Source organism: Christiangramia qingdaonensis, from assembly GCF_048381525.1.
Classification (GTDB): Bacteria; Bacteroidota; Bacteroidia; order Flavobacteriales; family Flavobacteriaceae; genus Christiangramia.
The window spans coordinates 90,807-111,340 of record NZ_JBLWIM010000015.1 but is presented as its reverse complement, the minus strand read 5'-3'; the positions used below and the strand labels follow the sequence as shown (position 1 = coordinate 111,340).

The 20,534-nt window shown below is 38.3% G+C and carries 16 protein-coding genes; 12 read left to right on the top strand and 4 right to left on the bottom strand.

All coding sequences use genetic code 11. From position 1 onward, the window contains the following. Nucleotides 1-221 precede the first annotated feature (221 nt). Genes ACNI3T_RS11825 through ACNI3T_RS11815 form a run of 3 tightly spaced genes read left to right on the top strand, consistent with a single transcriptional unit; the run spans nt 222 to nt 4,030 of the window. Nucleotides 222-2,072: a flavohemoglobin expression-modulating QEGLA motif protein gene (locus tag ACNI3T_RS11825; protein WP_418227983.1), complete on the top strand. Its 1,851-nt coding sequence runs from the start codon at nt 222-224 to the stop codon at nt 2,070-2,072. After that, entirely contained in the window at nt 2,069-3,115 is a 1,047-nt protein-coding gene (locus ACNI3T_RS11820) for a glutathione synthetase (protein WP_418227982.1), read from the top strand. Before ACNI3T_RS11825 ends, ACNI3T_RS11820 begins: the two co-directional genes overlap by 4 nt. A 3-nt stretch (nt 3,116-3,118) precedes the next feature. Continuing rightward, complete coding sequence (locus ACNI3T_RS11815; RefSeq protein WP_418227981.1) at nt 3,119-4,030, top strand: succinylglutamate desuccinylase; 912 nt, start codon at nt 3,119-3,121, stop codon at nt 4,028-4,030. Nucleotides 4,031-4,058: 28 nt separating this feature from the next. Here ACNI3T_RS11815 and ACNI3T_RS11810 read toward each other — a convergent pair whose 3' ends face one another. Continuing rightward, nucleotides 4,059-5,216: a lactonase family protein gene (locus ACNI3T_RS11810; protein ID WP_418227980.1), complete on the bottom strand. Its 1,158-nt coding sequence runs from the start codon at nt 5,214-5,216 to the stop codon at nt 4,059-4,061. Then, entirely contained in the window at nt 5,207-6,286 is a 1,080-nt protein-coding gene (gene corA, locus ACNI3T_RS11805; protein ID WP_322302752.1) for a magnesium/cobalt transporter CorA, read from the bottom strand. The genes ACNI3T_RS11810 and corA overlap by 10 nt, the downstream gene beginning before the upstream one ends. A gap of 137 nt (nt 6,287-6,423) precedes the next feature. On the opposite strand from corA, the gene recQ reads away from it, so the two are divergent. Beyond that, nucleotides 6,424-8,529: a DNA helicase RecQ gene (gene recQ, locus ACNI3T_RS11800; protein WP_418227979.1), complete on the top strand. Its 2,106-nt coding sequence runs from the start codon at nt 6,424-6,426 to the stop codon at nt 8,527-8,529. Nucleotides 8,530-8,533: 4 nt separating this feature from the next. Here the strand turns inward: recQ and truA are convergent, their stop codons facing one another. Continuing rightward, nucleotides 8,534-9,322 (bottom strand): tRNA pseudouridine(38-40) synthase TruA, encoded by a 789-nt coding sequence (gene truA, locus ACNI3T_RS11795; RefSeq protein ID WP_418227978.1) that lies wholly within the window; start codon nt 9,320-9,322, stop codon nt 8,534-8,536. 248 nt (nt 9,323-9,570) lie between these two features. Here truA and ACNI3T_RS11790 point away from each other — a divergent pair, with 248 nt between their 5' ends. The 8 genes from ACNI3T_RS11790 (at nt 9,571) to ACNI3T_RS11755 (ending at nt 17,709) form a co-directional block, all read left to right on the top strand. Then, complete coding sequence (locus tag ACNI3T_RS11790) at nt 9,571-11,739, top strand: S9 family peptidase (protein WP_418227977.1); 2,169 nt, start codon at nt 9,571-9,573, stop codon at nt 11,737-11,739. A gap of 3 nt (nt 11,740-11,742) precedes the next feature. Then, nucleotides 11,743-12,228 (top strand): GyrI-like domain-containing protein, encoded by a 486-nt coding sequence (locus ACNI3T_RS11785; protein WP_418227976.1) that lies wholly within the window; start codon nt 11,743-11,745, stop codon nt 12,226-12,228. Nucleotides 12,229-12,239: 11 nt separating this feature from the next. Next, a complete protein-coding gene (locus ACNI3T_RS11780; RefSeq protein WP_418227975.1) occupies nt 12,240-13,058 on the top strand; it encodes a DUF1853 family protein in 819 nt (272 codons plus the stop codon). Beyond that, on the top strand, nt 13,055-13,819 hold the full coding sequence (locus tag ACNI3T_RS11775) for a sulfite exporter TauE/SafE family protein (RefSeq protein ID WP_322302746.1): 765 nt from the start codon (nt 13,055-13,057) through the stop codon (nt 13,817-13,819). Before ACNI3T_RS11780 ends, ACNI3T_RS11775 begins: the two co-directional genes overlap by 4 nt. A 35-nt stretch (nt 13,820-13,854) precedes the next feature. Continuing rightward, entirely contained in the window at nt 13,855-14,733 is an 879-nt protein-coding gene (locus tag ACNI3T_RS11770) for a cation diffusion facilitator family transporter (protein WP_322302745.1), read from the top strand. 115 nt (nt 14,734-14,848) lie between these two features. Then, nucleotides 14,849-16,003, top strand: a complete 1,155-nt coding sequence (locus ACNI3T_RS11765; RefSeq protein WP_418227974.1) for a baeRF7 domain-containing protein — start codon at nt 14,849-14,851, stop codon at nt 16,001-16,003. Between the two features lie 107 nt (nt 16,004-16,110). Beyond that, the gene (locus tag ACNI3T_RS11760) at nt 16,111-16,851 is read left to right on the top strand and encodes an NYN domain-containing protein (RefSeq protein ID WP_322302743.1); all 741 of its coding nucleotides are present in this window, start codon (nt 16,111-16,113) and stop codon (nt 16,849-16,851) included. Nucleotides 16,852-16,857: 6 nt separating this feature from the next. Next, nucleotides 16,858-17,709 carry a pirin family protein gene (locus tag ACNI3T_RS11755; protein ID WP_418227973.1) on the top strand — a complete coding sequence of 284 codons (852 nt, stop codon included), beginning with the start codon at nt 16,858-16,860 and terminating at the stop codon, nt 17,707-17,709. 28 nt (nt 17,710-17,737) lie between these two features. On the opposite strand, the gene ACNI3T_RS11750 is transcribed toward ACNI3T_RS11755, so the two are convergent. After that, entirely contained in the window at nt 17,738-20,065 is a 2,328-nt protein-coding gene (locus tag ACNI3T_RS11750) for a choice-of-anchor L domain-containing protein (protein WP_418227972.1), read from the bottom strand. Nucleotides 20,066-20,534 lie beyond the last annotated feature (469 nt).

Sequence of the window (20,534 nt, the reverse complement as noted above, 5' to 3'; positions counted from 1 at the left end):
ATCACGAAAAGCCTTCCTCACGGAAGGCTTTTTTGTTTTCTATAGTCTGCTCCCCATTTCCTAAATTATATTAAGCCTGTCATAAAAATTTGTCAAAAGATCACAGACAGGATTTGAACGGTTAATTCTTCCTAAATTGGAGTAAGCTAAATGTTATAAAACCAATCAAATCCTCTCTAAACATGGCGTTTATAGAAGATTAAAATATAAGTTTTCAAATTATGCAGGAAATACCTGATCTATCTGAAAATTCCATTCAACAAATCTTAACAATCCTTAAAGAAAAGAAGGAGATAAGCTGCATGCTTCCCGGTATGGGAATCTTGCATATTGAAAAAGAGTTACCCTACCTGGTTATCTACCGGAAAAAATCGAATGATAAAGGAACTAAAAGGTTCATAACCAGTGAATCCTCCTATATGGTCATAGGAAATTCAGATTTTGCCGGCTATCAAAAATTACTGATTGCTATTTCCGATTTTCTTTCAGTAGAAATGAAATCATATTTGTTATTCGAGATCTATGCGGGAGCCGAGGACTCTCAGAAACTGCGTATTAAGGGTCCTGCTGAAAAGCTTCCTACCAGTTTAGAAACCCTTCAGAAGGATCTATTAACCATAAATGAAGTATTTACTGGCCTGTATCTGGATACAGAGATTGTAGATACCATACACAGGCATGCGGAAGATTCCGAAGATCTTATGAGTATTGAGGAAGCTAAAAATTGCGGAGCTGTTCTCGTTAGCCTTGAAATTCCGCCAATATACCGAAATGAGAATAATAAATTATATCCTGTCTTTTTTAGAAATTTTAAAGACTTCCTGATCAAGGCCATGCACAGGTCCTTCTTTGATTTTATCAGGGTACAAACTACGGGCGGCGTAGCCAGCTTTAACGCTCTGGGAAGGAAATATCTAAAGCAGGTGGTATTCGATATTGATAAGCAATTGGCAGATATCGAAAAATCATATCAATTCCTATGGCTGGTTTCACCTGCAAATATCCACGAGATCAAGGAAGAGTTCTTTAAAAGTAACTACCAGAATGTTCTGGATTATCATTATCGCCTGCTACCGGTTGATCCTGATATTTTAAAACGCAGACTTTACAATCTTAAGATCGAAGACATTGACGATCCAGCCATGTCCTTTCTATTCCGCGAAAAACGTGAAGAGCTTGATATGCAGATTACTATGCTTGGTGAACGTGGATCCAGCAACTTTATGTATGATAGCATCCGACTCTATAAAGGTGTGGATCGACAATTATGTGAAGAGGCTCAGAACATACTTAACGAAGTACCGGAAGAAACTTATAGCGAATCGAATGATATTCTTGACGCTAAAGCATTTAGTAGCCTTGCCCGTAAGGAGTTCGATTATTTTAAACAACAGGATGAAAACTTTAACTGCAAGGTGCATATTCGGAAAGATGTGAACGTAATGATGGTTTCGCATGGAGAATTATACATTCCTGCAGATTATGAAATGAGCCGTATCGAGGCGGAGGCACTCATCCAGCACGAAGTTGGAACACATATTCTCACACATTACAATGGAAGCAGACAACCGCTTAAGCAATTAAGTATTGGTCTTGCAGATTATGATCCACTGCAGGAAGGTCTGGCAGTAATGTCTGAATTTATGGTAGATGGTCTTACGGCTAACAGACTTAGAATCCTTGCCGGAAGAGTGCTGGCAGGACAGGCAGTTATAGACGGTGCGAATTTCCAGGAAATATTCAGACTATTAAAAATGGATTACGGCTTTTCTGCGGAAAGAGCATTCAATATCACTTCCCGAATCATGCAGGGCGGTGGATTTATTAAAGATATTATTTATTTAAAAGGGCTTGTTCTACTGAAAGAACACCTTAAGAATAATGATGATTATGATATTCTGCTAGCCGGTAAATACGGAATTAAGCACACAAATATAATCCGGGAATTAACAGACAGAAAAGTTCTGGAACCGTTAAGGATAAAACCCCGGTTTCTTCATAGTGAACAAATGTTCGAAAAATTGAAATTAATCAGGAATGGTTTAAGCCTTCCACAAATGGTATGTAAATGAAAATATGTTTTGTATTAAATGATGTCGCAACAGAGAAAGATGGTACATCGAACGCGCTAATGCAGATGGCTCATCAAAGAGGTCATGAAGTTTATGCAATGGGTGTTGGCGATTTTAACTTCCATCATGATAAACCTATCACTATAAATTCTACTCAACCCCCAAAGGATACCAAAACCAAGTCTACTAAGAAATTTCTGGAGGCCTTACAGGGTCCCAAGGCTATAAAAAAGCAAATTGATTGCACGATACTGGATGTCCTTTTTATTAGAAACAATCCTACCGAAGAAGAAGGCAGACAATGGGCTGAGCAAGCTGGAGTAGCATTTGGTAGAATGATCCAGCAACTGGATGTTCTTGTTCTAAATGATGCCTATGCCCTATCGCATGCCTTTATAGATAAGTTGTATTTCGAAGAGTTACCTCAGGAAATCAAACCTGCCTCTATCATTACGAGAGATAAGGATCAACTTTTAGATTTCTGGGAGAAACAGAATAAAAAGATGGTATTGAAACCCCTGGAAGGGTCAGGAGGACAGGATGTGTATCTTATAGATGAACATGAGAAAAATACCAACCAGATTATTGATCATTTAAGCTCTCAGGGATACGTAATTGCGCAGGAATTTTTACCAGATGTAAAAGATGGTGATGTACGTGTCTTATTACTAAATGGTAAAATCATGGAAAGAGATGGCGAAAAAGCAATTATTAGAAGAGTCGCAGGCGAAGGCGAATTCCGTAGTAATTTCAGTCTTGGTGCTACAGCAGATAGTAGTGAACTAACTCCGGAAATGCAACGTATCGTTGATCTAACAGCACCTAAATTAATTCGTGATGGATTATTTTTCGTGGGACTTGATATCGTAAAGGATAAGTTGATCGAGATCAATGTACTAAGTCCTGGTGGAATGGAGCATTTTAAGGATATCGGACTTTCACCTTTTACAGATTATATCATCGAGGCGATCGAAAGAAAAGTTGAGTATAAGAATATGTATAAAGGTCAGTTGAGCAACAGGACTCTGGCCACAATGGATTAATTTATGAAAGAGAAGCTAGAAGAGAATGTAGACAGGATCATAGGAGAATATTCTTCAGGAAAACCGGGACCGTTATTATTCGTAACAGCTGGAATTCATGGAAATGAACCAAGTGGTGTATTCGCCCTGAAGGAAGTTTTTAAACAACTGGATAAAACCAAACCTGAGATCGAAGGAAAGATTGTAGGAGTTTCCGGGAATCAGAAAGCACTTAATGAGAACAAACGTTATATTGACGAGGACCTCAACAGAACCTGGACAGAAGAAAATATTGAAAGAAATGATCCTCAAACTCATGAGCAAAAAGAAATGTTCGAGATCATTGAGGTACTAAATGAATATTCTGAAAAAGAACATACGCAAAGGTATTTTCTGGATTGCCATACTACCTCATCTGCAAGTTTACCGTATGTATCGGTGCAGGAAGTGAACGATAATGATGATTGGGCCCATAATTTCCCGACTTATATCATTAGAGGTTTTAGTGATATCATTACGGGAGACATCGACCATTATTTAAGTAGAACCGGAATGACTGGTTTTGTGTTCGAAGCTGGACAGCATACAGATAATACTTCGGAAGAAAATCACGAAGGGGTGATCTGGTTAGCTCTGAAGGAAGCAAATAAATTAGATCTTTCCGAAATCTCCACCTATCCGGAGTGTGTGGAAAGGTTCAGTAAAAAGAATGCTCCAGATCAAAAGACCTTCGAAATAATTCACCGCCATGGTTTGGAGGATGGAGATACTTTCAAAATGAAAGAAGGTTATGAGAATTTTCAGAAAATTGAAAAAGGCGAACTACTAGCGGAACAGAACGGCGAGAAAGTTTATAGCGAATGGGATGCTTATATTTTCATGCCGCTATACCAGTCACAGGGAAACGATGGTTTCTTTGTTGTACAGGACGTATAGAAAAAAAGCAGCCATATGGCTGCTTTTATTATTTCTGAAACTCCAGACATACCGGAGTTTTAATCTCAAAAATCGGTTCCTGAATCTTTAGTTTTCCATTTTCAGGATTGATCGTGTAGGTGGTTATATTTCCAGTATCCTGACTGGCGGCATATAAGTATTTTCCGAAAGGAGATATGGCAAAATTTCGTGGTGTCTTTCCCGCTACCGGAACAAAATCTACATTCTTCAATTTTCCGTTGACCTGATCTATACTAAATATAGCAATACTGTTATGACCGCGATTACTGGCATATAGATATTTTCCATCTTTACCAATATGGATATCTGCTCCAGAATTCTTATCCAAATAACTTTCTGGCAATGTACTAAGAGTTTGTACAATTTCAAGTGCGCCTCCCTTTAAGACCTTATAAGTGGTCACTGTAGAATTCAGCTCATTCATGCTATAAACGAAATTACCATTTCTACTCAAACTTAAATGCCTTGGACCAGCTCCTTCAGGAAGTTGAACCTGGAAATCTTCGTGCTTTGAAAGTGTTCCACTGGCAACATCAAATTTGTACACTAAAAGTCGGTCATTACCCAGGTCTGCAACATATGCAGTTCTATTGTCACCACTTATTTTAACTGTATGTGCGTGAGCGGTTTCAGCTTCAGGAAGTTTTAATTCACTCACCTTTTCAAGGGCTCCATCAGATTTAACTTTATAAGTAGCTACTACCCCACCCATGTAATTACTAACGAATACAAACTTTCCAGATCTGTCCAGGGCGATATGACAGGGAGCATAGCCTCCAGTAGAAAGTTTACTAATTTCCTTAAGGTTTCCATTCTCCTGGATCTGGTAAGAATATACATAACCAGACTTATCGTCTCCCGGTCCCAGTTCACTAACCGCAAAAAGAAATTTCCCCTGCCTTCCTGCCTTTACGAACGAAGGATTAACGATCTTAGCCTGGGTCCCACAGTTAGTCAGACTCCCATTATCAGGATCCTGATGTAGTAAGTAGATCCCTTCAGCTTTACCATCTACATGGCCTTCTTTCTTTGTATAAGTTCCTACATACATCTTATTCATTTCCTTGTCTGCAACAGCTTCAGATTGAGCTGAAGTATTAGAACTTATCAGAATAAATACACTGCAGGCAGTAATCTTAACGATCTTAGTGAATTTTAAAGCCATTTTTTTCGTTTAAAATAATAAAGCATTAACAGGAATATGATGATCATTACTCCCCAAAGTACAAAGTAACTATACTTCCATTGCAACTCCGGAATATATTCGAAATTCATTCCGTAGATTCCAGCGATAAAGGTAAGTGGAATAAAGATACTCGCCATAATGGTAAGTACTTTCATGACCTCATTCATTTTGTTACTAATCGTAGTCATATACATATCCATAAGACCCCAGATCATTTCCCGATAGATTTCGATATTCTCTGAGATCTGAATTATATGATCGTACAGATCTCTAATATAATTTCCGGTATGTGGGTCTATGATCTCACTCTCCATTTTTTCCAGTCGGCTTATCACCTCCCGCAAAGGAAAAACAGCACGTCTAATTCTAAGAATGTTTCTTTTAAGATCTTGGATCTCGTAAACAATATCATCACTTGGTCTGTTAGTAAAAAGACTTTCTTCCAGCAGTTCAATACGATCGCTCATATCATCGATCACCAGGAAATAATTATCTATAATGGCATCAAGAAGAGCAAACATTAAATAATCTGCTCCCTTACCTCTTATCCTTCCTTTTGAAGTTTCCAGACGTTCACGGATAGGATCAAAAACATCACCATCAGATTCCTGAAAGGTGATGACATAATTTTTACCAACGATCATACTAATATGCTCATTTTCTATTTCACCATCCTTGTGGTAAAGCATTTTCGCAACTATGAAAAGATAATCCTGGTATTCTTCAATTTTAGGTCGCTGCCCGGTATTTACGATGTCTTCCATCACGAGGGGATGCAATTCATAGTAATCCCCCAGTTTTTCGATCTCACCAATATTATTTAGCCCGTCAATATTAAACCAGGTTACACTTTTTTCATCTACATAATTAAAGGCGTCATCTGGCGAATTGGAAGTATACCTTTCGTACTGATCGGCATTATAATCGATCACTTCCAGTTTGGTTTCTGAAGATTCTTTATGCCCTACATAGGTCATTGTTCCAGGCACCTGGTTTACCGTCTTTGTATGTTTAGGACGCCTTAGCAACAGCTTTCTTCGTTTCGCCATATAAACTTTTAATTTTCATAAAAATAGGAATAATCTGTCAATACTCTCGGTTTCACATTCGGTAAGAGAATATTTATTCCTGCTGAAAATTGACCTTGCAGCTGGTTGTTCTGAGCCTTTAATTTTACCTTTGTAACATGAATGAAGTTAAGCTGCTAGATACTCTGAAGGAGTATTTTGGATATGAGAAGTTTAGACCTTTACAAAAGAAGATCATACAGTCTGTATTCGATGGAAAAGATAACCTGGTGATCATGCCTACCGGTGGTGGGAAATCTATTTGTTACCAGCTTCCCGCAATTTTATTACCTGAAATTACGCTGGTAATCTCCCCACTAATAGCACTCATGAAAGACCAGGTAGATGGATTGAATGCCAATGGTGTTCCTGCCGCTTATCTCAACAGTAGCCAGACCGAAGATCAACGTGAAGCTATTTTCAAGCAAATTGAGAATAAAGAGCTTAAACTCATTTATGTTGCTCCGGAAAGTCTTCAAATCGTAGATCGATTTCTGGTAGATGGAAAAGTTAGTCTAATCGCCATCGATGAGGCACACTGTATCTCGAGTTGGGGACATGATTTTCGTCCGGCCTATACACAACTTGGATATCTTAAGAACAGGTTCCCTTCAACTCCAATTCTAGCGCTTACCGCAACTGCAGATAAAGCTACTAGAAATGATATTTGCCGACAGCTGAATATACCTTTAGCCAAAAAACATATTGCTTCTTTTGACAGAAAGAATCTAAGCCTGGAAGTAAAACCTGGGATCAAGCGGTTTGAGCAGATCGCTAATTTTCTCAAAAATCGTACTTCTGAAAGTGGAATCGTTTATTGTCTAAGCCGAAAAACTACTGAAGAGCTTGCTGCCAAACTGAAAGCAAAAGGATTCAAAGCTGAAGCCTATCATGCAGGAATCGATCATGATCAACGTTCGCAGATACAGGATGACTTTATCAATGATGAAAAACAGATCATCTGTGCAACCATCGCCTTTGGAATGGGAATCGATAAATCTAATATCCGTTGGGTCATTCATTATAACATGCCAAAGAACCTGGAAGGATATTACCAGGAAATTGGACGTGCCGGTAGAGATGGACTGGAATCTGAAACACTTTTGTTTCATTCTTATGCTGATGTGATCCAGCTTCAAAAATTTGCTTCGAATGCAAAGAATGAAGAGGTACAATTGGCAAAGCTTGACAGAATGAAACAGTATTCTGAAGCACTTTCCTGTAGAAGGAAGATCCTGCTTGGTTATTTTGGAGAGTACCTTCAGGAGGATTGCGGTAATTGTGATATTTGCAGGAATCCACCGGAATTCTTTGATGGCACGATCATCGCTCAAAAAGCACTTTCATGTATCTACCGACTTAAAGCTTCCGAACCAATTTCTGTAGTTATCGATGTACTAAGGGGTTCACAAAATGAAGTGGTTCGAAAGAATAATTACCAGGAGCTTTCTACCTATGGTATCGGGAAAGATATTTCCTGGCAAAACTGGCAGCAGTATATTATACAATTGATCAATCTTGGTTTGCTTGAAATCGCTTTTGATAAAAACAATCATCTTCAGTTAACTGAAAATGCAAAGTCAGTTCTATTCAGTAAAGAGAAGGTCTTTCTGGCAGATGTTAAGCAGCAAGTGGAGAAAGCTGAAAAGGATAAAAAAGAGTCAGCTTCTAATTCGCTATTCGAAAAACTAAGACAGTTGAGACTTTCCATCGCAAAGGAAGAAGATATTCCTGCTTACCTCATTTTTAATGATGCAGCATTAAAGGACATGGAAAAACAACGTCCAATGTCTGATGCAGAATTCCTGCTGATAGACGGAGTAGGTCGTAAAAAAATGGAAGACTATGGCTATCGCTTTATCAAAGAGATCATTGCCTTCAGTAAAGATAAAAGAGAGAAAAAACCGAAAACGAAGCGTTCTAAAAAGTCCAACACCTTTAAGGAAACACTGGAATTATATGACCGCGGATTGAGTATAGAGGAAATGGCAAAGGAAAAAGGCGTTTCAACCAATACGATCTACGCACACCTAATCAAACTTTATGACGAGAAGGAGGAAATCAACCTGCATCAGTTCGTTCCAAAATCTGATCTCAAAGCGATCAAAAAAGCAAAATCTGATCTTAATGATCCTAATTCATTGAAAGCTTACTTTGAACATTTTGAAGGAGCCATCCCTTATGAAACGATAAAATTAGGGCTGAAGATTATCGCTGATAAATAGATTGCTAATCGAATTCCAGTTTTTTAAGGATTAATCCAGATGCCGGGGCGATAAAATCCATTTGTAAATGCGGGGTATCTGGCTTTAAGCTTTCTTCAATTTGATCAAGACTTAATTCTCCGCGTCCTACCTGAATAAGCGTTCCCATCATTAAGCGAACCTGATGGCGTAAAAAACCTGATGCGTGAATATGAAAGATATAGGAATTTTCAGGAAAGAAATTTGCAGTATATAGCGTATTCTCAACCAGTTCAGATCTTAGCATTTCACGCTCAAAAGTGCTTTTTTCAGATACCCGCACGCAGTAATTCTTAAAGTTATGCCTGCCTTGATAGATCTTAGCGGCTTCTTTCATTTTATCAATATCGAGGTCTTCCTGAAAATTCGCCATAAAGGGTGCACAAAATGGATGGAATTTGTCACCAACGCTAAACAAATAGGCATATTCCTTGGTTTTCGAATCCTGTATGATATTGAATTTATCATCTACTTCTTCGATACTTAGAGCTCGAATATCCTGAGGTAGATTTTTATTTAATAGTTTAAGGAATTCCTGAAGATTTTCCAAAGGTTCATGATCAAGAAACAATTCAAAAGCCGACTCCTCTGCAGATACCATAGCATCTGTACGGCTGGTTCCAAGAATCTTATATTTGGCGTCTGGCATGATCCAGCCAAATGTTTTAGTGATAAGTCCTTCAACAGTTTTTACATCAGGCTGTTTTTGCCACCCATGTAGACGGTAGCCTAAATACTGTACTTTGATAAAATAAAAGAATCTTTTCCTGAACAAACGCTTGATTTTCCCGCAAAGATATCCAAAATGAACCGCATTCCTAGTTACTCAAAGATTCAAGAGCTTCAGGTTTCAGAGATTTCAGTAATTATCTTTAAATTGTAGTCCTGATAAGAGTTTTCAGAATAAACCTATCAAAAAATTATTTGGCATCTAATCCCTTCGGAAGAATTTATAAGGAATGAATATGCTACAAAAACCTTAAGATCAACATTAAAATTAAACCAATCCTCAAAGTATAGAATATGAAAAACTACCTTTTAGTTCTTATTGTTTTTATTACGTTCTCCAATGTGAATTCACAGAACCAGGATAGCATCACTGCTGAAGATTACGCAAATGCTGAAAAGTTCTTAAGTTACAATACTAATAAAAAGATTTACCGGAGCTACGTTTATCCACAATGGCTGGAAAATGGAGATTTCTGGTATCGAGTTACTACCCGGGATGGTTCCGAGTTCGTTCTGGTTAAAAGTAAAACTGGTGCCAAAAGCACTTTTACTACCAAAGAAGAATTACTTGTAAACATCGAATCAGGTTCCGAAGAAAATGGAAGGTATTCGCGTATAGAAGTTGCTTCGCCAGATGGAAATAAATTAGCTTATATCAAGGACTGGAACTTATGGATCAAAGATGCTGTAACTGGTGAGGAGACACAATTAACTAAAGACGGAATCGAAAATTATGGTTATGCCACAGATAATGCCGGTTGGAGAAAAAGTGATAAGCCAATCCTGCTATGGTCTCCGGACTCTAAAAAGATCGCAACTTTCAGACAGGACCAGCGTCATGTAAGCGATATGTACCTTGCTTCAACTAAAGTTGGAGCACCAGAACTTCAGCAGTGGAAATATCCGCTTCCGGGTGATGAAAAGGTAATTCAGATCGAGCGTGTTATTATAGATACAGAGAATTCAGAAATCGTTCCACTAAAAATTCCGCAGGATCCAAGAAGAGGAACTCTTTGCGATGACATTAGTTGCTCTGGAGCTTTCGATGATAACCAGTGGAGCGAGGATTCCAAGGAACTGGCATTTGTTTCAACTTCAAGAGACCATAAAATAGCAAAGTTCAGAATTGCCAATGCAACTACGGGAGAAGTTCGTGAAGTTTTTGAAGAAAACGTAGATACTCAGTATGAGTCTGGACAGGGGAGCATTAACTGGAAATATTTCCCTGAAAGCAGTGAGATCATCTGGTATTCTGAGAGAGATGATTGGGGTCACTTATATCTTTACGATTCTAATACCGGGAAACTTAAGAACCAGATTACCAAAGGTGAATTTGTTGTTACTGAAGTTTTAAAATTTAACGCTGAAGATCGTATGATCTATTTTATGGCAAATGGGAAGGATCAATCTATGGATCCCTATTTTGCTCAATTCTACAGTATTCGATTTGATGGCAAAAGATTACAGAATCTTACTCCTGAAGATGCTAATCATAGAATAAGCATCTCTCCAGATTCGAAGTACTTTGTAGATAATTATTCCAAACCAGATACTCCTAACAAGGCAGTCCTCAAAAAAATAAATGGAAAACAAGTTACCGAGCTGGAGAAAGCAGATATAACAGATCTGGAAGCGGATGGCTGGAAACCTGCTAAGCGAATAAGTGTAAAGTCAAGAAGTGGAGATTGGGATCTTTATGGCCTGATGTTTACGCCAACACACCTGGATGAGACCAAATCCTATCCAGTAGTAAACTATATATATCCAGGACCTCAAGGCGGAGGCGTTGGTTCCCGTTCATTCTATCCAAGCAGGAGTGATCACCAGGCACTGGCAGAACTCGGTTTTATAGTCGTTATCATTGATGGTACCTGTAACCCGAATCGTTCAAAATCTTTTCACGATGCCTGCTACGGAAATATGGCCGATAATACACTGGAAGATCAGATAAGTGGTTTAAAGCAGTTAGCTGAAAAGTATCCTTATATGGATCTGGATCGCGTTGGAATCTGGGGGCATTCTGGTGGTGGATTTGCCACTGCAGCTGCACTCTTTAACTATCCCGAATTCTATAAGGTAGGTATTTCTGAATCTGGAAACCATGATAACCGTAATTATGAGGATGACTGGGGCGAGCGTTATATAGGTTTATTGCGCAAAGATGAAGATGGTAGTTCAAATTATGCAAAACAAGCCAACCAGAACATGGCAGAGAATTTGGAAGGTAAATTACTTCTGGCGCATGGTGCAATGGATGATAATGTACCACCTTATAATACATATCTGGTGGTTGATGCCCTTATTGAAGCCAATAAGGATTTCGACCTGATAATTTTCCCTCATGCGCGTCATGGCTTCGGAAAAGATTCGTATTATATGATGAGAAGACGCTGGGATTATTTTGTGGAACATTTGATGAATGCCACTCCCCCACAGAATTATGAATTGGGACCAAAATCTTAATAAATGCAACCAAAGATAAAAGAAATTGACGCTGTTAAACTTGCTGGCATAAGCAAGGAAACCAGTATGGCAAATGATAAGACAGAAGTACTCTGGAAACGTTTTATGAGCATTAAAGTAAAGACACCATCTCTGGCGAATCGGGATCTGTATTCTGTAGAACAATATAAAAAAGCATTTTTAAAAGGCGAATTCGATCCTCAAACAAAATTTGAAAAATGGGCCGCTGTTGAGGTAGATGATTATACAGAATTGCCTGAAGGTCTAGAAAAACTTGAGCTGGAAGGCGGACTTTATGCCGTTTTCAGACATCGTGGAACCGCACAAAACTTTGCCGGAACCGCGAAATATATCTTTGAGGACTGGCTTCCAAAATCTGAATATCAGCTTGATCACCGCCCCCACTTTGAGATCATGGGAAGTGATTATAAAGGACCAGATGATCCTGAATCTCTCGAAGATATTTACATCCCGATTAGTCCAAAATAGCCATACGTTCTATGCTATCCAATACTTCGGAAGTAGACCTTTTAAGTCAGTTTACAGGATTTTTACAAACGCCAGATATCAGAAATAAATACGGTTCTGAAATTCCTGTTTTTGAATTTCCCGAAGTAGATATCACTGAGGAATTAATAGCTGAACTTGAAAAAATTGATCACCCCAGGAATTCAGTTTTAGGGAAAAGAATGGAAAGTTTTTTTGAAATTGCGATTAAATTTTCCAATCGCTACGAACTTATTGCTTCCAATATCCAGGTCAATCAAGAAAAGATTACCCTGGGAGAGCTTGACTTTTTACTCTACGATCATCAAGATATTAAACCTTTACATGTAGAGCTGGTTTATAAGATCTATATTCTGGATCCGGAAGTAGGTCAAAATGAGAAAATGCTAATAGGTCCCAACAGGAAAGATTCTTTTCTGGAAAAAATGGAGAAGATCACTACTAGGCAGTTACCGTTACTAAAGCATCCGGAAACTCAGATCTATCTTAAGAAATACGATCTGAACCTGGAAGAAATAGAGCAACAAATATGCTTTAAGGCTCAGTTATATTCTAATGATCCTAATGCTACGTTGCAAGGTGATCAATATTTTAGCCTTCAGGAATTTCAGCAACTGGAAAAAAATAATGCATTGTTCTATGCTCCTAAGAAAAATTTATGGAGCTCAAAGCCGGAATCCTGTAATCAATGGCATTCGTATTCTGATCTAATAGAAGAAATTTCCGGGCTTTTTCAGAAGAAAAAATCACCACTGATCTGGATGAAGCATGAGGATCGTTTTTCAAGGTTTTTTGTAGTTTGGTGGAAATGATACTCGCTTTATCCATGTTTGAAAATATAGATCTGTTCTATTTGCTTATTCTCTTCCTGGCAGGAATTGTAGCATTTATTATTTCAACGATCTCAGGTGGTGGTGGCGCATTAGTTCTTGTACCATTTCTCAACTTTCTAATTGGAACTCCACAAACACCGCCCGTATTAAATCTGGGTACTTTTATTGGCAGACCTGCCCGACTTATCCTATTCTGGAAACATATTAACTGGCAGGTTTTCTGGTATTACGTACCTCCCGCTCTACTTGGAGCTTTACTCGCCGGTTGGTTTTTTACTCGAATCAATGCTGGCTGGTTACAAATTCTGGTTGGAATATTTTTGATAAGTACAGTTTTTCAATATCGCTTCGGAAAGAAAGAACGATCATTTCCTGTTAGATTATGGTACTTCATACCATTGGGGTTTATAGTTTCTATTCTGGGAACTGTAATTGGTGCGCTAGGACCTGTTCTCAATCCTTTTTATCTGAATCTGGGGCTGGATAAAGAAGAGCTGATCGCGACCAAAACTGCGAACTCATTCTTCCTTGGTATCGCACAAATTAGCAGTTATACCTTCTTCGGACTTCTTTATACCGAATTATGGATCTACGGAATTGCCTTAGGACTTGGAGCGGTAATAGGAAATATCATTGGAAAAAGATTCCTGAGTAGTATGAAGAGTTCAAGCTTCCGGAAGCTACTGATCATTTTGATGGTCGTTAGCGGGATTTTATTGATCTACAATCAGCTGAAATAATTAAAATTGATAGCTTTGCAGCTCAATTCACTTCTATGCGTCCCGAATACAAAGAGGCAGTTAAGGCATCCTATTTTAGTATAGCGGGAAATGCGTTATTAGCAATAGCTAAAGCAGTTACTGGAATATTTGGCAACTCTTATGCGTTAATTGCAGATGCCATAGAATCCACCACCGATGTTTTTTCTTCTTTCCTTGTTCTTTTAGGTATTCGCTATGCTAACAAACCTGCTGACGAAAATCATCCTTACGGGCATGGGAAAGCAGAACCTCTTATTACGTTCATGGTTGTTGGTTTTCTGATTGTCTCAGCCACGATCATTGCTTATGAAAGTATTGAAAACATACAGACCCCTCACGAAGTTCCTGAACCCTACACACTCATAGTTCTCGCGGTCATCATTATTATTAAAGAATTATCCTATAGGTTCGTTTCCAAAAAAAGCGATGAAACAGATAGTTCTGTTCTTAAAGCAGATGCTTGGCACCATAGAAGTGACGCTATTACATCATTTATGGCTTTTGTTGGGATAAGTATAGCTCTGATAATGGGTGATGGATATGAAAATGCTGATGACTGGGCGGCACTTTTTGCTTCAGGATTTATTCTGTTTAATGCCTACCTTATACTTAGACCGGCTCTAGGAGAAGTAATGGATGAGCATCGTTACGAGGATATTGAAATGGATATTAGAAGCGCCGCACTGGGAGTTCCAGGAGTGGTAGAAACAGAGAAATGTTACGTACGCAAGACAGGTATGACCTACCACATAGATCTACACATTGCTGTGGATGCGAATATCACCGTTAAAGAGGGTCATGATATTGCGCATGAAGTCAAGGACCAGGTCCTGGAAAATGTTCCCCAGGTCGCAGATGTGCTAATCCACGTAGAACCAGACGATGAACTTTAAGCTAGTTCACAATATTTTGAGACTAATTAAGAAAGATTTAGTAGTAAGGACGGGGCTTTCGCTTTGAAGTGTTTCACAATAGACTTACCTTTTAACTACCAAAAAATATAAAGATATGTCTATGATAAATGAAAAGGAATTCAAGGAGCTAGCAAACTTTAAAAATGACACTTGTGTGTCTATTTTCATTCCAACACAACGTGGTGGAAAAGAAGTTTTAGAACAGAAAAATCTCAAGCATTTACATTCACTTTGGACTGAAGCAAGCAAAAAACTTTCAGCTCAGGGAATTGATAAAAGTAAATTAGATACAATGTCTAAGAAGTTTGAAGAACTTCTGGATGACAAAGATTTCTGGAGACACCAGTCAGATGGACTGGCAGTTTTCGCTGCTCCAGATTATTTCAAAACTTTCAGTCTTCCTGTAAATTTTGAAGCTTACACGTATATTTCCGAAGAATTTTATGTGAAACCATTAATACCGGCAATGAATGGTGATGGTAAATTCCATGTACTATCCTTACAGATAAGTGATGTGCAGTTATATGAAGCCAGTAAATATTCTATAACTCCAATAGATATCGATGATCTTACACCTTCAGAACTTGAAGAACGTGTAGGTTATGATTATAAAGAAAAAGCTCTGCAATTTAGAACGCAGGGAGCTGGAGGAGAAAAAACTCAGTTTCACGGTCACGGAGGTAGTGATAGAGATGAAAAAGATGAAATCAAACAATTTTTTCGTGCGGTCGATCAAGGGCTTCAAAATTATCTAAATAAGGAAAAATTGCCATTGATCGTTTACTGTCAGGACTATCTATTTTCAATTTACAAAGAGGCTAATACCTATAACCACCTTGTGGATGAAGTCATAGATGGGAATCCGAACGACTCAGATCTACTGGGAGTACATGAAAAGTCCCTGAAAATCGCAGAAAAATTTCTGGATAAGGATCGCGACAGCAAGCTTGAGAAATATAAAGAACAAAGTCAAACAGAGAATACCTCTTCTGCACCAAGTGATATCATGTCGGCAATACACCAGGGAAGAATCGATACGTTGTTTGTTGAAAATCGAGCCGAAATATGGGGAACTTACGACGAAGATCAGATGAAAACAGAGATTGATGATGAGCAAACCAGCGAAAACACCTCTCTTATGAATCTGGCGGCGAAGAAAACCATTGAAATGGGTGGAAACGTTTATTTAATCCAGGATTATTTAATGCCTGAAAAAGAATCTAAAATGAATGCGCTATTCCGATTCTAAAAATTTTAAAAAATAATAGAGCCCGGAAACATTTTCCGGGCTTTTTTATTCCCACTTCTTAGCAAAAACTGAATTTAGCCTTAACTTTATCCAACCAAACCAGAAAAATGGATACAAACTTAGCCGTGCTCATTGATGGAGATAATATTCCTTCAGCACATATAAAAGAAATGATGGAAGAGATTGCCAAATACGGTAATCCTACGATCAAAAGAATATACGGAGACTGGACCAAACCTCACCTGAACAAGTGGAAAAGTGTACTTCTTGAAAATGCCATACAGCCAATTCAGCAATATGGATATACCCAGGGAAAGAACGCTACAGATTCTGCAATGATCATCGATGCCATGGACATCCTCTACTCTAATAAAGTTGATGGCTTCTGTCTGGTTTCGAGTGATTCAGATTTTACACGTCTTGCAACCAGACTTCGTGAAGCTAGCATGAAAGTTATTGGTATTGGTGAGAAAAAGACTCCAGATCCGTTCATTGTTGCCTGCGATAAGTTCATCTATATTGAAATCCTGAAGAATAATTCTAAGGAGAATGAAAATGAGAATGATAAGGCAAAAACCAAGGAGAGTAAAAAACAGAATGTAGACAAGATCACTCCAAAAGTGGTCCGACTTATTTCACAAACGATTTCTGATGTTGCCGATGAAGATGGCTGGGCGTTCCTTGGAGATGTTGGAAGTTTACTTCAGAAAAAACAACCGAATTTTGATTCGCGTAACTATGGTTTTCAGAAGCTGACTCCAATGATAGATTCTATTGAAAAGTTTGAAATAGAATCCAGAGAGAATTCCAATTCCCGTTTTAAGCTTATATATGTTCGAAATAAATAGATGCTAATGCGGAATATTAAGAAATTACATAAGGCCGAATATCGCCCTATCGGGGATCTTAAGACCTGGTCTCCTATGCCAACCAGGGAGTTGCAAATGTGGGATCCTTTTCTTTTCTTAAATCATCATGGTCCGCAAACCTGTAATGCGAACAACCAGGGATTGCCATTTGGCCCGCATCCTCATCGTGGTATGGAAACCGTTACTTTTATAATTGATGGTGATATCATGCATAAGGATACCGGTGGCCATAAAAGTGTAATTGAAGCTGGAGGCGTGCAGTGGATGACTGCCGGAAGCGGACTCTTACATGCCGAAGTTTCTTCAGAAGAATTTAAAAAGAATGGTGGTGACCTTGAGATCCTTCAATTATGGGTGAATCTTCCTCAAAGACTAAAGATGATGCAACCACAATATAAAGGACTTCAGAAGGAGCAGATCTCCGTCTGGGAAAATGATGAAAAATCTATTAATGCTCAGGTCGTATCAGGAAATTTCAAAGGAATTCGTGGAGCTTTTGATACTCCAACTTCCGTTGATCTCGCTGTGGTACACTTTAATGCAAACACGACACTAGAGTTGGAAATTCCTAGAGATGAAACGATCTTCTTTTATGTAATTTCTGGAGAACTAAATGTAAATGATATCTTGGTGCCTGACTTACATTTGGCTGAATTCTCCAATAATTCTGAAATTCTGAACATCAGTGCTTCAGTACAAAGTAAACTATTGATTGGTCATGCCAAACCATTAAATGAAAATGTTGTTTTTGGAGGGCCGTTCGTAATGAATTCTGAAGATGAAATCAGGCAGGCTTATGATGATTTTCATTCTGGAAAAATGGGTAGCTGGGATTAGTTTAATTTCAAATTTTTTCCGGTTCAATCTATCTTATTAAGCTGAAGTGTCCGGTCAAGCTAACTTCGCCGTTTTGGATCAGACTAAACCAGTATTCTCCAGCGGGCAAATCTACATTTTCAAACTTACCGTTCCACCTGGCATTCTTAGGATCCAACACGGTATATAACTTACCATACCTGCTATAGATTTGCACGACATAATCTGCAGATATTCCATGAATAGTCCAGGTGTCATTAAGACCATCACCGTTTGGAGTAAAGAAATGATCATATCCAAATATGGATAATTCTTTCGAAATCAAACTGCAAGACTTGGTATCTCGAACATATACAGTATGATTTCCAGGCGAAACATTACTAAAGATCGAACTTTGCTGAAATTGTCCGGTATCATCTAGCGAATATTCATAGGTTGCATTTCCGGTGATATCAACCTCTACCTCGTATCCATTAGTAAGGTTCCTTATATTCACATCCCGAATGATAGCTGTTTCTATAAAGTTAACTTCGAAGTATCTTGAACTTACACAGGAATTTTGATTTGTAACTTCTACTCTGTAATTTCCTGATTGAGAAATGTAAATTTTCGAGGATGACTGCGGAAGTTGCTCCTCTTCGTAAAACCATTCAATTGAAAAATCTTCTGAAGCATTCGAGTCCAGACCAGAATCAAGCAACAATTGTTCTTCATTAGCATTGCATAAACTTAATACCAAATCTTCCGGAAGTTCAGCCACACCCGCATTTTGAATTGGTAAAACCGCAAAACCTAAGCAAGCTTCTTGGTCAAGAATTTTTACGTATAGCTTTTCCTGTTCTAATTCTGAAAATGAAATATCTGTTAGTATTTCAGATTCCTCGTTTAAGGCATTTTCTTTACTTAAGTAAATTTGGAAGTCGGAAGCATTATTATTTTGTTCAAAAAGATGATCTCTAAGCTCGTTGATTTGTAACTCAGCATCACCAGATCCTACAGTTGAACAAATTGTGAAAGCGTTCAAAATGGTTTCAGAAGCTATAGTAAGTTTTATCTCTGCGATTTCAGAACATCCAAAACCATCATGAACAGTCCCGTAAACGATTGCCAGACCAGAACTGTAATTTTCAGGGTCGCTGATCTGATTAACTCCGTTTTCAGCATCTGCCCTATTCATAAAAAACTCTTCTACAACCGTTCTCTGACTCGGATTCAAAATTTGGGAAGCACTTTCAAGCAAGTTGAAGCGGACAGTTTCAGTATCAGAAAAACCACATGCGACAAGTTCTGCCGGGCTATAATCTATTTGAGGATAATATTCTATTATCGCGTTACCCTGCGCAATGCAGCCTTCCGTAGAAGTTAATTTAATTGAGTATTCACCTGGTGCGGTTACAAGAAGTTGATTCTCTGTCTCATCCTGCAATAGTTTACCATCTCTGTACCACTCGACCTGATCTCCAGTTGCTGTAGCCGGCGTAAGTAATAAACTTTCACCATGGCAAATAGCATCATTATTCTGAACCAATCGATCTGGCCCTAGATCTGCACTGGATCGAAAACTTCCGGCTTCCAGGAATACTGCAGAATCATATTTATCATTGAGATCGTCAGCGATTACTAGCTTCACATGGTAGGTTTCACCAGGGATGACATCTGCGACAGCATTCAAAACTTTCGTCTGACCATCGAAAATCGTTTCAGCATCAAAATTAAAGCGATCAAAATAAGCTTCGTTCACGGCCGGACAATTATCAGAGATAAAAGGATGAACGGTCGTATTCAAAATAGGAGTTTGGGTACCCGGAACTACTGCAAGGTTTTCATATGTAGTTTCATCTGCCTTCCGAATGAAAAAGGCAAAAGCATCAGAAAAATGACAAGTCACCGAATTATCAAACTGATATTCTTCCGAAGCAAAAAGATAGCGAAAACTAATGCCGGCTACATTAGGCACAAAATCAAATTCTATAACCGTGGCGTTATAGGAGTCGATATTAAGTTCTTCCTCTAACTGACTATCACCATCCCAAGCGGGATGAAAATCATTTGCAAGGTTGGAAGTAGGTTCTGTAATGGTCTTTAGCTTTCCTGTGCTTAGAACCAGTCCAGTACTAATTGGAAATCCTGTTCCTGCTGCATCAAAATATCCATAACTTTTGCTGCCATCTGAAAAATTTGCTCCGGAAACATTGGTCACAACCACCTCTGTAATACAGTCACTTTGAATTAGTACATCTTCAATAAGTTCCTGTGCAGTATATCTATCCTGATCGACCTGAATGCTTTGAGAGAAAACAAATCCTGAAAATTGCAGAAATATTAAAACGAATAAAAAGCGTCGCAGCATACTGTAAAAATACGTTCGTGCGATCATTTATAAAACTTTATTTGTATTCACTTAATTAAAACTTGATAAGGTTTAGGAATCCAGAATTTTCTTTTCAATTATTGCAATACAATTAGACTAAACTTTACAAAGTAGTGATTACAATCTCTGCTAATACAACCTTAGAACCTTTAGATTAAGGTAACATCTATTAAAATCACATAAATAGACCTGAGAATGAAATTGCTATTGTAGATGAGGATCAAAGTTCATAGCATTTTGAGAATTGACATTACTTTGTTAGCATCTTCAGAAATTGCGATAAGAAACACCAGGACAGTATAATATTTCGATATCGAGAGTAGGTAAAAGATCCCGACGGTGTAATTATGAAAGTAGAGAAAGTAATTGGTGCGGTATAAAATATTGGAAACTCTATAGAAAAGGTCATTCAGTAGTAACATATTCCGCAGACTCTCTAAAAGATAATTGTGGAACTAGGTATTGAATTACTACA